This window comes from Aquiflexum sp. TKW24L, from assembly GCF_023502205.1.
In the GTDB taxonomy this organism is placed as follows: Bacteria; Bacteroidota; Bacteroidia; order Cytophagales; family Cyclobacteriaceae; genus Cognataquiflexum.
On the sequence record NZ_JAMFLG010000004.1, the window covers coordinates 127,936 to 140,751 of the forward strand.

The 12,816-nt window shown below is 41.3% G+C and carries 13 protein-coding genes; 9 read left to right on the forward strand and 4 right to left on the reverse strand.

Annotation, left to right across the window (positions count from 1 at the left end; genetic code table 11):
* Nucleotides 1–3: 3 nt before the first annotated feature.
* From M3O96_RS04320 to M3O96_RS04330, 3 genes are all read left to right on the forward strand, one after another.
* Nucleotides 4–1,104, forward strand: a complete 1,101-nt coding sequence (locus tag M3O96_RS04320) for a Nif3-like dinuclear metal center hexameric protein (RefSeq protein ID WP_249719069.1) — start codon at nt 4–6, stop codon at nt 1,102–1,104.
* Nucleotides 1,105–1,107: 3 nt separating this feature from the next.
* Nucleotides 1,108–1,872 carry a zinc ribbon domain-containing protein gene (locus M3O96_RS04325; protein ID WP_249719070.1) on the forward strand — a complete coding sequence of 255 codons (765 nt, stop codon included), beginning with the start codon at nt 1,108–1,110 and terminating at the stop codon, nt 1,870–1,872.
* A gap of 106 nt (nt 1,873–1,978) precedes the next feature.
* Complete coding sequence (locus M3O96_RS04330) at nt 1,979–2,401, forward strand: hypothetical protein (RefSeq protein WP_249719071.1); 423 nt, start codon at nt 1,979–1,981, stop codon at nt 2,399–2,401.
* Here M3O96_RS04330 and M3O96_RS04335 read toward each other — a convergent pair.
* On the reverse strand, nt 2,379–3,008 hold the full coding sequence (locus M3O96_RS04335; RefSeq protein WP_249719072.1) for a histidine phosphatase family protein: 630 nt from the start codon (nt 3,006–3,008) through the stop codon (nt 2,379–2,381). The two genes, M3O96_RS04330 and M3O96_RS04335, sit on opposite strands and share 23 nt — an antisense overlap.
* A gap of 53 nt (nt 3,009–3,061) precedes the next feature.
* Between M3O96_RS04335 and M3O96_RS04340 the strand changes: the two genes are divergently transcribed.
* Genes M3O96_RS04340 through menD form a run of 3 tightly spaced genes read left to right on the forward strand, consistent with a single transcriptional unit; the run spans nt 3,062 to nt 6,367 of the window.
* Nucleotides 3,062–3,484 carry a hotdog fold thioesterase gene (locus tag M3O96_RS04340; protein ID WP_249719073.1) on the forward strand — a complete coding sequence of 141 codons (423 nt, stop codon included), beginning with the start codon at nt 3,062–3,064 and terminating at the stop codon, nt 3,482–3,484.
* Nucleotide 3,485: 1 nt separating this feature from the next.
* Nucleotides 3,486–4,682, forward strand: a complete 1,197-nt coding sequence (locus M3O96_RS04345; protein ID WP_249719074.1) for a chorismate-binding protein — start codon at nt 3,486–3,488, stop codon at nt 4,680–4,682.
* Nucleotides 4,683–4,690: 8 nt separating this feature from the next.
* Nucleotides 4,691–6,367 (forward strand): 2-succinyl-5-enolpyruvyl-6-hydroxy-3-cyclohexene-1-carboxylic-acid synthase, encoded by a 1,677-nt coding sequence (gene menD, locus M3O96_RS04350; RefSeq protein ID WP_249719075.1) that lies wholly within the window; start codon nt 4,691–4,693, stop codon nt 6,365–6,367.
* A 51-nt stretch (nt 6,368–6,418) separates the two neighbouring features.
* Here menD and M3O96_RS04355 read toward each other — a convergent pair whose 3' ends face one another.
* Nucleotides 6,419–7,540 carry a glycoside hydrolase family 16 protein gene (locus M3O96_RS04355; RefSeq protein WP_249719076.1) on the reverse strand — a complete coding sequence of 374 codons (1,122 nt, stop codon included), beginning with the start codon at nt 7,538–7,540 and terminating at the stop codon, nt 6,419–6,421.
* Nucleotides 7,541–7,753: 213 nt separating this feature from the next.
* Entirely contained in the window at nt 7,754–8,584 is an 831-nt protein-coding gene (locus M3O96_RS04360) for a helix-turn-helix domain-containing protein (RefSeq protein WP_249719077.1), read from the reverse strand.
* 333 nt (nt 8,585–8,917) lie between these two features.
* Here M3O96_RS04360 and M3O96_RS04365 point away from each other — a divergent pair, with 333 nt between their 5' ends.
* Together M3O96_RS04365 and M3O96_RS04370 are read left to right on the forward strand one after the other, a co-directional pair.
* Nucleotides 8,918–9,346, forward strand: coding sequence for an Xre family toxin-antitoxin system antitoxin (locus M3O96_RS04365; protein ID WP_249719078.1), 429 nt, complete (start codon nt 8,918–8,920; stop codon nt 9,344–9,346).
* 2 nt (nt 9,347–9,348) lie between these two features.
* Nucleotides 9,349–9,804, forward strand: a complete 456-nt coding sequence (locus M3O96_RS04370) for an RES family NAD+ phosphorylase (protein WP_249719079.1) — start codon at nt 9,349–9,351, stop codon at nt 9,802–9,804.
* A 58-nt stretch (nt 9,805–9,862) separates the two neighbouring features.
* Here the strand turns inward: M3O96_RS04370 and M3O96_RS04375 are convergent, their stop codons facing one another.
* Complete coding sequence (locus M3O96_RS04375) at nt 9,863–10,735, reverse strand: LysR family transcriptional regulator (protein WP_249719080.1); 873 nt, start codon at nt 10,733–10,735, stop codon at nt 9,863–9,865.
* A gap of 275 nt (nt 10,736–11,010) precedes the next feature.
* On the opposite strand from M3O96_RS04375, the gene hutH reads away from it, so the two are divergent.
* The gene (hutH, locus tag M3O96_RS04380; protein ID WP_249719081.1) at nt 11,011–12,582 is read left to right on the forward strand and encodes a histidine ammonia-lyase; all 1,572 of its coding nucleotides are present in this window, start codon (nt 11,011–11,013) and stop codon (nt 12,580–12,582) included.
* Nucleotides 12,583–12,816: the final 234 nt, after the last annotated feature.

The following is a 12,816-nucleotide window of genomic DNA, read 5'->3' on the forward strand; positions in this document are numbered from 1 at the left end:
AATATGGTTTACAAGATCAGGGATATCGTTTCTTACCTTGAGAAAATCGCTCCCCCCTCCTACCAAGAATCTTACGACAATGCCCAGCTGATTACAGGAAATCCCCATGATTCTCTAAAAGGTGTTTTGTGTACTCTTGACGCTACGGAGGCCGTGGTTGAGGAAGCAATTTCTTTGGGCTGTAACCTTATCGTCGCTCATCATCCCATTGTGTTCAGGGGTTTGAAAAGTCTGACAGGTAAAAATTATGTGGAAAGGACAGTGATCAAAGCCATCAAAAATGACATCGCCATATATGCTATCCATACCAACCTGGACCATGTCTCTCAGGGAGTAAATAAGAAAATCTGTGATGTTATCGGATTGAAAAACACCCAAATTCTCCAACCTAAAAAAGAACTCCTTTTGAAGTTGGTGACCTTTGCTCCTCACGAGTCTACTGAAAAAGTCTTAAAAGCACTTTTCGATGCAGGTGCAGGGAAAATAGGTGAATATTCAAACTGTAGCTTTTTGGCTGAAGGTATAGGTACATTCACACCCTCCACAAGTGCGAATCCACACAAAGGAACTCCAGAATCTGCCCATCGCGAACCCGAGACGAGGATTGAAGTGCTCTTGCCAAGTTACCTCGAGAGAAAAGTACTACATGCCCTCAAAGATGCCCATCCATATGAAGAAGTCGCTTATTATATCCAAAAGTTAGAAAATGAAAATCAGGAGGTCGGAGCGGGGATGATCGCTGAATTAGAAGAAGCAATGGATGAAAGGGAGTTTTTGGAAATGCTAAAACTGAAGATGAACCTTATTGCGATCAAGCATACCCATCTTCTTGGTAAAAAAGTAAAGAAAATAGCAGTTTGCGGTGGTGCGGGGATATTTCTCCTCCATGATGCATTAAAATCAGGAGCGGACATATTTATAACTTCGGATGTCAAGTACCATGAATTCTTTGATGCTGAAAATCAACTTGTTATTTGCGACATTGGACATTATGAAAGTGAAATTTATACAAAAGAATTACTCAGGGATATATTGTCGCAAAAATTTACTAATATTGCACTCTATTTGACAAAAGTCATTACAAATCCCATAACTTATCTGTAGTAAATGGAAAGTACAGTTGCACAGAAGCTTGAAGCCTTACTAAACCTTCAAAAATTAGATTCCAAACTTGACTCGATTTTTAAAGTTAGAGGAGCTCTCCCCGAAGAAGTCCAAGACCTTGAGGATGAAATAGCAGGATACGAAACAAGATTACAAAAATTCCACACGGATACTGTAGCCTTGGAAGATGATATCAAAAGATTCAAAGATAACATCAAAGAATCGGAGAAACTCATCAAGAAGTATCAGGAACAGCAGATGAACGTCAGAAACAATCGTGAATATGACGCCATTACTAAGGAACTTGAACTACAGGATCTAGAAATCCAAGTATCAAAAAAGAAAATCGGAGAGGCCCAAGCCAAAATCGAATTCAAAAACAAAGAGGTGAATGAACTTCAGGAAATTTTGAAGGAGAGACAAAAAGACCTTAATAACAAAAAGGATGAATTGGGCACCATTGTTTCAGAAAGTGAAAACGATGAATCCAAATTAAAAAGTGAAAAAGACAAGGCTGTTAAGAAGATCGAAGAGAGGCTGATAAAATCTTATACCAAAATCCGGACCAACGCAAAAAACGGATTGGCGGTAGTCATGGTAAAAAGAGGTGCCTGCGGAGGGTGTTTTAACGTTGTACCTCCTCAACGGCAAGCTGATATCAGAGAGAAGAAAAAAATCATCGTCTGCGAACATTGCGGTAGAGTATTTGCCGGAGTCGAAGACGAGATTGAAGAAGAGGGTTTGAAGAAAAAAAGAAGTAGAGTATAGACTATAAAAAAAGCCCGATTCCATCGGGCTTTTTTATTTTCATTTTTTTTCTATTTGGGCATAATTTTGGGTTGCTTAAAAGTATACCTTTTTGTACTTTGCACTGATGAAAAAAGCATTACCCATAATAATCCTTTGTTTTTTAACGTTTTCAGGATTTTCAAAAATTCCAGATGGCAAAACTTTTTTATTGATCTTCGACAAATCAGAATTGAAAGCCAACAAGACTAGTACAGATTATATCGAGTTAAGCTTATTAAACCTTTTTTCAACAAAAGCATTTAACGGAAATTCTGACGCAGCCATTTTGGTAAAAATCCCTTATCATGGTATTGACAAATGCCAGCTTGGAGATTTGGTAGTCAGGGTAAATTCTACTAAAGTTACTACATTGAGCGAAATCGCTGTTCAGATCATCGATCTAGATGAATCCAAGTCAACTTATTCGACATTGCTTGCCTCCTATGAGGACAGGATGCTTAAAACCAAAAAAGCAAACAAATCCATTAAAGCATTGCCTGCACCTTAAGGTGCTCTCCACAATTGTACTTTTCGATCCGGAATAACCCCATTTGGTTTTGATGCAAAAGGTATAGGCCAAGGTTTTGGTGCAAAAATACATCCATATACCTAAGGTCATACCCCAAAAGTAAACCTAACAGAATGCGCATTGCCCTGCCGTGCATGCATATAAGGATTGTTTCTTCAGGTTGAGACAATATATGTCTAATCCCATTTTCCAATCTCTTTGCCACCAAATTTGGGCTTTCCCCACCTTCTATCGCATAATCCAAATCACCTGAGGACCATCTTTCGAGCATATCGATATAATAATGGTTTTCTTCATGTGTCATGGGAACACCTTCGTACCTCCCCCATGAAATTTCATTTAACTCAGGTATAGCCTCATGGGGCAATCCTAAATCAAGAAATCCTTGGACAGATTGTTTGGTTCGCTGTAGGCCGGTATAAAAAACTTTTTCAAAAGGAACGTCTTTGTAGTATTCAAAAAAAGCCCGGGCTTGCTTGTGTCCATTCCAATTTAACGGGGCATCGATTCCACTTCCCTGTACTACTCCCTTAAGATTATAATCAGTTTGTCCGTGGCGGACAAGGTAGATTTTTTTAGTTAGCAAGATTACTTATTTTTGTTTCTGACTTCAAAGAAAAAACTTTTATCCTGGATTACATGATATTTAAGCCAAACATTAGCCTTGAAATTCTCAATAGTTGGGGAGAAAATACGATGACAGATTTTTTGGACATCCAATTCACCAAAATAGGAGATGATTTCCTGGAGGCCACCATGCCCGTCACCCACAAAACCAAACAGCCGCTAGGTTTGTTACATGGAGGAGCAAATGTGGTGTTGGCTGAAACATTGGGAAGTCTCGCCGCTACCTTGACAGTCGATGGTACAAAGCAATACTGCGTAGGATTGGAAATCAATGCAAATCACCTCAAATCAGTAAAGGAAGGAATCGTGACAGGGGTAGCCAAACCTGTTCACCTCGGCAAAAAAACCCATGTTTGGGAGGTGAAAATCTATACCGAGCAAGGAGATCTGAGCTGTATCAGCAGGATTACCATTGCCGTCATTGATAAAAAATAACATGGATATAATTTTTGAGACCCATCTGAAAAATCTGGAGCACTACCTTCTCAGTCTCCTGTCCAAAAATATGGAGAAAGGCAACCAAATTGCGATTTGGAGAAAGCCGAAATCCTCTTTTATCCAAATTCTGATTGATAAAACCGGAATAACAAAAAGAGTATCACCCAATCTTGAAGAACTGCCTTCCGGATTTATCATTCATCCCTTTGAAGACCAAGCGGACCAGAAAGCCTATTTCATGGAAGCTGATTTTTATTTCAAAATCAATATTGCTATTCCACTCGAAGAGCAAAAAGACACTCTGGAGGAAGTTGAATTCTCTACCCCGGTTTCAGACTTGAAAAGAACAATGAGAAAAGTCATCTCGGAAATCAATTCACATGAGGAGGTTTTCAGGGATACAGAAAAAGAAAGTTTCATGGAATTGGTGGAAAAAGGAATCCACTCCATTCAAAAAGGGGAACTTCACAAAATAGTCCCTGCAAGAATCAAAAAAATCAAGTTGAGTCCTGAATTCGATTTGGTAAAATCATTCAACCGTTTGGTTCAATCTTACCCAAATGCCTTTGTCAATTTCTTTCATATTCCTGACGTAGGCACATGGATGGGAGCCTCTCCGGAGATTCTTATCCATACCAAAGGTGATGAATTTCAAACCATATCATTGGCAGGTACCCAAAAGGCACAGGGAGAAAACCCACTCAAATCTGCCGCATGGACCCAAAAAGAAATTGAAGAACAGGCTTTGGTGAGCAGGTATATTGTGGATTGCTTTAAAAAAATCAGGCTTCGGGAATACGATGAACACGGACCCAAGACAGTTTTGGCCGGTAATCTTCTGCATCTCCGTTCGGACTTTAAGGTGAACATGAAATTTACCAACTTTCCCCAACTGGGCACTGTCATGCTCAATCTCCTCCATCCTACTTCGGCGGTATGCGGAATGCCAAGAACTGCAGCGTTGGAATTTCTACACAAAAATGAACCCTTTAACAGGTCTTTTTATGCTGGTTTTCTAGGACCTGTCAATATTGAAGACGAAACCTCCATCTATGTCAACCTCAGGACCGCAAGGCTTGTGGATGGTCAGGCAATATTATACGCCGGTGCGGGTGTTACAGAAGATTCCAATCCTGAAAACGAATGGGAAGAAACAGAAATGAAATGTGACATCATTGCCAAACACCTTAACTAGACAAAAATTTGGTCCTTCAGCCTATTATAGATTTAGCTTCCATCTGCTCACTAAAGGGCATCAAAAACGCCGTTCTCTCCCCGGGATCGAGATGTGCGCCAATTACCCTGGCATTCGCCCGACATCCAGAAATAGAGACGAGGACTATCTCGGACGAAAGATCAGCAGCATTTATTGCAATGGGAATTGCCCAGCAGCTTAACCAGCCTGTGGTGTTGGTTTGCACTTCCGGGTCAGCAGCATTCAATTATGCCCCTGCTATCGCTGAGGCATTTTTCCAACAGATTCCACTTATCGTCATTACTGCCGACCGGCCTCCAGAATGGATCGACCAATGGGACGGACAGACTATCCGACAAACAGAAATCTACGGCAAGCACGTGAAGGGATTTTTTCAATTTCCTGATGAATTTGGACATGCTGACAAGGTTTGGCATGCCAATAGGATTGTAAATGAAGCCATCAACCTAGCCAATGAATTTCCTGCAGGTCCAGTACATATCAACATTCCTTTGCGGGAACCATTTTATCCAGAAAAAGGGGAATCTTTCGATTTTTCGAAACCTGTCAGGATAATTGAACCCCTGTATGCGGAACCAAAATTATCAGAAGATAACAAAAAGGCTTTGGCTGTAGCTATATCAGGATTCAAAAGAATTCTGATCGTTCCCGGTCAGCAGAGGCCCGACTCTGACATTCAGCAGACTTTGGATGATTTGTCAAAAAGTGAAAAAGTGGTAATTGTAACTGATACAATTTCTAATCTTCAGTCTGACCACACCATCAACTTCCATGATCATTTTGTAGGAAATGAGGACTTGAATTCCGGACTTAGCCCTGATCTGATTATTACTTTTGGTAAATCGATTATTTCCAAAAACCTGAAGCTTTTTTTGAGAAAATCAAAAGCTGCACATTGGCATATCCAATCTGCGGGATATGTTCCGGACACGTTCCAAAGTTTGACAAGAACTATCCATTGCCAAGTGTTGGATTTTTTGAAATTTTTGAATGAGACAGTAACGCCCGAAATCAACTTTATCTCGTCTTGGAAAACCTTGGAAAATAAAATGAGACAAAGCTTTCCTTCTATCATGGAAAGCGCAGAATTTGGGGAATACCAAGCGATTTCAATTTGCCTGAAAGCAATTCCTGAAACCTCCAAAATCCACCTTGCCAACAGCATGGCGGTCCGATATGTGAATTTTCTAGGCGAAAGAAAACAGGAAATCATCTGCAATAGAGGCACAAGCGGCATAGATGGCAGTAGCAGTACTGCAGTTGGTTGTGCCTTGACCACGGAGGAATATGTCACCCTAGTGACTGGAGATATGGCTTTCTTTTATGACCGAAATGCCTTTTGGCACAAATACCAAATACCCAATCTTCGCATAATTATGTTAAACAACCATGCGGGGGGAATTTTCAGACTGATTGAAGGACCCGCAAAACAACCGGAATTGGAGGAGTATTTTGAAACAAGCCAAAAGTTAGATGGGAAAAGTCTGGCTAATGAGTTTGGGTTTGGCTATCATCTTGCCATGGATGCGGAAAGCATAAAAATCGGTTTGAATGATTTTTATTCCAAATCGACTGTTTCACAAATTCTTGAAATTCAATCCGAAAGCCCCAAAAATGCAGAAATTTTAAAATGGGTAAAATCAAAGATCCAAGAAAGGTTATAAAAAACCGGAAGATTTACTTCCGGTTTTTTTTATATATTGTTTAAGTCGATTTCAATTTTTCTGAAACACACGGACATAATCTACCACCAATTGTTGTGGAAAAACAGTTTCACCACTTGGGCTTCCGGGCCAGTTTCCTCCTACTGCTACATTGAGCAATAAAAAGTGCGACGCTCTAAATTCATCCAAACCAACTGGCCGTGTGTCAATTTCATGAAATGGGACATTGTCTAATAACCAAACAATTTTTGCCTCATCCCAGATAATAGAAAATACATGGAAGTCGTCCCTGAATATGCCTGAAACTTTCCTTACACTCCCTCCATAATTCGCCCAGGATCCGTTGTGATCCCAATGTACTGTGCCATGAATGGTATTGTCTCTTCCATCAGCATTTCCTCCAACCATTTCCATGATATCAATTTCCCCACAGGCAGGCCAGCCTACGGTGGTGATATTGTCACCGAGCATCCAAACGGCAGGCCATAGTCCTTGTCCCTTAGGCAGTACAGCCCGCACGTCAATCCTCCCATACTTAAATGACTTTTTACCTTGGGTCTTTATCCTTGAAGAGGTATAGTTTTTATTACCAAAACCTTCCTGCTTGGCAGTTATGAAAAGGTAACCATCCTTTAGTTCCACATTTTCACGACGATAATACTGAAGCTCATTGTTGCCCCATCCACAGAGTCCGGGACAACCGTCTCCTATTTCAAAAACCCAATCATCTGAAAGACTCGTGCTTGCAAATTCATCATTCCAGACGAGATCATACCCTGCATAAGTCAAAGGGCTTACATATCCTGTGGTGGGCACGCCAATACCAACTTCAGCCGGGGTGATTTCTACGGTCTTTGACGCTGTAATGAAATCAGTCTCTGTGGCATGAGCTTGAACTGTGACGACAAAGGAACCGGGCGTAGTATAGGCGTAGACGACAACATTGCCTGTCATTCGCTCAGGGGTAAGATTGGGCAATCCATAATTGACTTTGTAGAAATTGGCATTATTTGCCTGAACACTGATTTTGACAGATCCCTTTCCCAGGTTTTCTACAGTAACTTCCAGATTAGTCGGCATTTTAGCCTGTTGATCTACATCTTCCTGATTGCAACCCAGGACGAGCCATATCAAAGCGATCTGAACCCACCATAAATTCCATTTTAACTTCATTGGCTAAGGGGTGTATAATTATGAATTTCACAAATATAAGGTAATTATCACCAATCTTTAAAAAGCCACCTAAACGTGAAACCAAAAAATAATCCAAAAATAAACCCCTGTTTCGAATACCAAAACAGGGGTTTTGTATAAATCAGAATTGTAATTATCAAATGGCATCGCCCCTTGGTTTAATTCAATAACCAATAACCTATTCCCCACCTTTCACCCAAAAGCGTGGATATCCATATTTTTTGGGCTCGGACTTTTGCCTGTAATGGATTCATATGCTTTGTAGAGTAGAACGAGTTGCAGGATTTCGAAGATGGTAAAAACAAACAAACCGGGAATAGCCAATATGATACTTAAGAAAGCGATTCCTGAAATGATGCTCAAAATCCCTGTGACCAAGGCAAAAGACCCGAATTCAGTTTGATACCGGATCAGTCCCAAACCAAAAACGATGTAAAGCGCACCAAAAAGAATGGCTTTGGAAAACTGGACTGATTGCCAAACGGAAGCATTGTTGAATCCATAAATATCTGCAGCTACACCAAAGCATGTCGCAATGATCAATAGGATACTTGCGGCCTTCACTATGACGTTTGGCTTGATTATACTCAATCTATAATAGCCAAAAGTGAAAACCCCAAAAGTAAGCATGATACCGATCTTGACCGCGATATACCAAGGTGCTGCTTCTGCGCTGACAGTCTCTCCTGCTTCCCAAAGTCCATAATCAAATATTCCCTCCACAAAAGCCAAGAGGAAATAAACGATTCCTACAAAAAAGGCTATCTTCAGAAAAGCTGCTTTCCCGATCGTTTCAGGATTGATGACTGCATTTTCTTCGGTGGTATGTTGGATTTCTTTGAAATCATAACCCAATACTTCCAAAATACTTTTGATGGTATAACTCCTCGGAGTCACTTCCCCGGCTTCGATGCGCTGAATGGTGCGCACGTTGATATTGCATAGCTCCACAAGTTCTTCCTGTGTCAATCCCTTGGCCTTTCTCAGTTCGAGAATCTTTTGGCCCAATTCCGGTTGTTTCATGATAATAGGGTTTTGTTTTACCATCGCAATTTGGGTTGAATTTCAGAAAACCAATCCGAATTTGGGGAGGATTAAGCCCGACATTTACACGGCATTTGAGAATTAGACTATGGATCTGATCTATGGAATATGAGATTTAGTAAAAATAGGGATTTTGGATTGAATAAATTTGAATGATTTGGTGCAGATTCTATATTCATGGATTTCCGACATTTGAATAAAATCAGATCAAATTCGCCACAATAAATGACTCTAGATTAATTAATTTTTGGTAAATTTACCTTTTTAATACGGTATATTTTCCCTATATTTGAATTCTAAATTACTTACATCATGAGTGTGGCCATATTTCCAAAATTCAGCAAATCGCATGTTCCTGCCATTGGCAATGACATCGACATCTTGTTTTTTATCAAAAATGAGGAAGTGGATCTGCAATACCTCAACTACCTAAAGGAGATTACTTCATTCAGCGATGAGGTGATAGCCCATTGGCTGGATGTCAGTGTCAAGACGCTGAGGAACTACCGCAAATCGGATTCGGACCTGAAAGAAAGCTTAAAAGAACATTTGGTTTTGCTTTTGTCCTTGTACCAACACGGAACAGATGTTTTTGGAAATGCTGAAAACTTCGACAAATGGCTTGATACCAAGAATTACTTTTTTGACAACCAAGCACCAAAGGATTTTCTAAGCACTTCGTCCGGTATCAGGTTTACAGACGACAGGATGACGGCCATGGAATATGGCGATAACGTGTAATTATGTTGGCATATCGGATCAGCAAGGCAAAATATGCCGAAAAACTTGAAGCTTCAGGTGTAGCAAACAGATGGAATAAAGCCGGGCAATTTGTAATCTATGTTTCGGAAAGTAGGGCTTTGGCAAGTTTGGAATTGGTTGTGCACCGGTCGGCAATCATCCAATCCGAAACTTATAAAGTAATGGTCATCGAAATCCCTGTTGGAAATCAGGAAATAGTGCGGGAAATACAGCTTTCCGACCTTCCACCGAATTGGAATACCCTACAATCCTACCCCCGCCTTCAGGAAATCGGAAGCACTTGGTTTGAAAAAAACGAAAGCCTGATACTCAAAGTCCCTTCAGCATTGATCCCCCAAGAGCATAATTTTGTCATCAACACAAAACATGATCTATTCTCCACCCATGTCAAACTTATTGGCTTGGAAGATTTTTATTGGGATGGGAGGTTGTTTTGAAAACAATTGTCTTCTTAGATTTTGTTTTTAGAAATTGGTTTTTCTTTTGAGTTCCTAGTCACAATATTTCCAAAACATGCTTCAGTGCCGGATTGCGGTTTTCAGTTTTCCAAATGGCAAAAAGTTCTGTATGCTGTGGAATCCCCTTGATCTCGATAAATTTCACAGCTAGATTATAGCCTTCCTTTAGCGAACTCGGCACAATCGCCACCCCAAGTCCTGCTTCCACCAATTTGAAAATGGTCAAGGCATGCACAGATTTGTGCGATATTTTTGGCGTAAATCCTCTGTCCTCACAGATACTCATGATTTTATCAAAATAAATGCTGCTATAGTCACTGGAAAACAAGATGAATGGCTCTTCCTGAAGTTGTCCGACATGCTCAAAAGTATCCCCATCAATCGGGTGGCTAAGCGGCAAGACCAACGAAAAAGTATCGCGATTCACTGCCTTCATACTGAGTCCATCCGGCACCCGCGCCAACCTGACAAAACCCAGATCGAGCTTGTCTTTCTCCAGCATCTCCACCTGAAAATGGTTGCTCAACTCTTCCAAATTCGTTTGAATTCCGGGAAATTCCCTGCTCAAGCGAACCAACAAATCCGGAATGACCTGATGTGCTGCCGAACCCAAAAACCCAATCCGCAACTCCCCTGTTTTGCCTGAAGCGATGTTCTTGACCTGTTGGGTGGTCAGTTCCAAATGGTTGAAAATAAAATCAACCTCACCTTTGAGAAATTCTCCGGCGGCAGTCAGGGTCACTGATCTTTTGGTACGGTAAAAAAGCTCCACCTCCAAAATCTCCTCCATCTGCCTGATCTGCCTACTGAGTCCCGGTTGGGAAATAAAGAGCCGCTCAGCAGCTTTTCTGAAGTTCAGTTGCTCGGCAACGGCTCCAAAATATTCCAGGTGTCTGAGTTCTAAATTCATATTATTTCCCGCAAAGACCCAAAGTCGCAAAGATTTTTAAATAGATGTTCATTTGCCAAAATTTGAATTACTATCGATTGTACCCAATCAGTATTCCAACACTTTTCTGTTTTGCATTCTAAGTCAAAATCTAAAGAAATTTTTTAATAACTCAAAGTTATCAGTTATTGACAATCTTGGTATCAATAATTATCAAAGCAGAAAGTTATTTTTGTAATTGAAACTCTCCTAAACTTTGCGCCTTTGCGTCTTTGTGGGAGACAAAAATCTGAATAATGAAAAACACCTTCTCATTTGGCCAAGACCGACTCACTGCATCCCTCGCACTTGCCATTTGCAGGGGCAATGTCAAAGGCATCATCTCTCCTGAAAGCAGGGAAAAAATCAAAGCTAGCAGTCAGGCTGTCGAAAAAATAGTCAGCAAAGGCCAACCTGTTTATGGCATCAACACCGGTTTTGGGCCGCTGTGCACTGCCATGATCTCTCCCGAGCAAACCAAAAAACTTCAAGAAAATCTCCTGAAAAGTCATGCTGTAGGGCTCGGAGAACCTATCCCCATCGAAATCGCCAAATTGATGTTGGTGCTGAAAACCCATGCTTTGGCCCAGGGATTTTCGGGAATCCAGGAAAGTACCTTGGACAGAATCCTTTTTTTCATTGAAAACAATATTGTCCCTGTCGTGCCCAAACAAGGTTCCGTCGGTGCGTCAGGTGATTTGGCACCGCTTTCACACTTGTTTTTGCCTTTGATTGGATTGGGAAAAGTCCATTTCAAAGGTGAGATAATTTCAACTGCCAAACTTTTTCAGCAACTTGATTTGGAACCCATTCACCTTGGACCAAAAGAAGGTTTGGCCCTGATCAACGGAACGCAATTCATTGCAGCTTTTGGAGTGACGGTCGTGGACAGGTTTTACAATATCCTTGCCCATGCCGATATCACCGGGGCAATGATGTTGGAGGGATTGTTGGGTTCTACCAAGCCTTTCAGTGCTGACCTCCACCAACTCCGACCATACGACGGAAACCAACATGTCGCCCAATCGATTTTGAATTTGCTTCATGAGTCGGAAATTGTCCATTCCCACGCAGCTTGTGCAAGGGTTCAGGATCCATATTCTTTGCGCTGCATGGCGCAGGTTCACGGTGCTTCCCGCAATGCATGGCTTCACCTGAAGCAAATGATCGAAACTGAGATCAATTCCGTTACGGACAATCCCGTAGTCTTCGACGAAAACCATACCATCAGTGGAGGAAATTTCCATGGTCAACCGATTGCCATGCCTTTGGATTATGCCTGCTTGGCTGCCAGCGAAATCGGCAATATCTCCGACCGCAGGATTTACCTTTCTTTGGAAGGCGACACACCGGGTGTTCCTAAATTATTATTGAAAGAAACCGGGTTGAATTCCGGATTTATGATCCCCCAATACAGCACAGCGGCATTGGCGAGTGAAAACAAGGGGCTGTGTTTTCCCTCCTCGGCAGACAGCATTCCGACTTCTTTGGGTCAGGAAGACCATGTAAGTATGGGCAGTATCGGCGCGAGAAAGGCATTGCAGGTAATTGAAAACGTGGAGAAAATCCTCGGGGTCGAACTCTTTTGCGCAGCTCAGGCAGTGGATTTTCATGCACCTTTGAAATCCGGCAAAATCATGACCTCACTCTACGAACATGTCCGAACCAAAATCAAACATGTCACCGAAGATCAGATCATGTATGAAGACATGGAGATAGCCATTGACATTATTCGAAGTGGAGAATTGTTAACTTTAGCAAAAGAAGTGGCGGTAAGAGAAGGATTGGAATTGGAGACAAAGTGGTCGGAGGAGTTTGATAAGTACTAGTTCAAGTCTTCGGACTTGGACTTCCATATAGTTCAAGTCTTCGGACTTGGACTACCTTTCGCCTTGGACCATTCGATACAAGGAAACTTTTCCAAAGTTCAAAACTTTGGAAAAGGTTGCTATTTACTTCGCAGTCTAAGACTGCATTAAATGGGTCCAAGTCAGAGACTTGAACCAATCGGTAAAAGAAAGCTTTTCCAAAGTTCAAAACTTTGGAAAAGGTTACATAAGATC

Coding starts and splice junctions, on each gene's coding strand:
- M3O96_RS04355 (WP_249719076.1), bottom strand. CDS start 7,540: ATGAAGTTAAAATGGAATTTATGGTGGGTTCAGATCGCTTTGATATGG.
- M3O96_RS04340 (WP_249719073.1), top strand. CDS start 3,062: ATGATATTTAAGCCAAACATTAGCCTTGAAATTCTCAATAGTTGGGGA.
- M3O96_RS04345 (WP_249719074.1), top strand. CDS start 3,486: ATGGATATAATTTTTGAGACCCATCTGAAAAATCTGGAGCACTACCTT.
- M3O96_RS04370 (WP_249719079.1), top strand. CDS start 9,349: ATGTTGGCATATCGGATCAGCAAGGCAAAATATGCCGAAAAACTTGAA.
- M3O96_RS04360 (WP_249719077.1), bottom strand. CDS start 8,584: ATGAAACAACCGGAATTGGGCCAAAAGATTCTCGAACTGAGAAAGGCC.
- M3O96_RS04375 (WP_249719080.1), bottom strand. CDS start 10,735: ATGAATTTAGAACTCAGACACCTGGAATATTTTGGAGCCGTTGCCGAG.
- M3O96_RS04325 (WP_249719070.1), top strand. CDS start 1,108: ATGGAAAGTACAGTTGCACAGAAGCTTGAAGCCTTACTAAACCTTCAA.
- hutH (WP_249719081.1), top strand. CDS start 11,011: ATGAAAAACACCTTCTCATTTGGCCAAGACCGACTCACTGCATCCCTC.
- M3O96_RS04330 (WP_249719071.1), top strand. CDS start 1,979: ATGAAAAAAGCATTACCCATAATAATCCTTTGTTTTTTAACGTTTTCA.
- M3O96_RS04320 (WP_249719069.1), top strand. CDS start 4: ATGGTTTACAAGATCAGGGATATCGTTTCTTACCTTGAGAAAATCGCT.
- M3O96_RS04365 (WP_249719078.1), top strand. CDS start 8,918: ATGAGTGTGGCCATATTTCCAAAATTCAGCAAATCGCATGTTCCTGCC.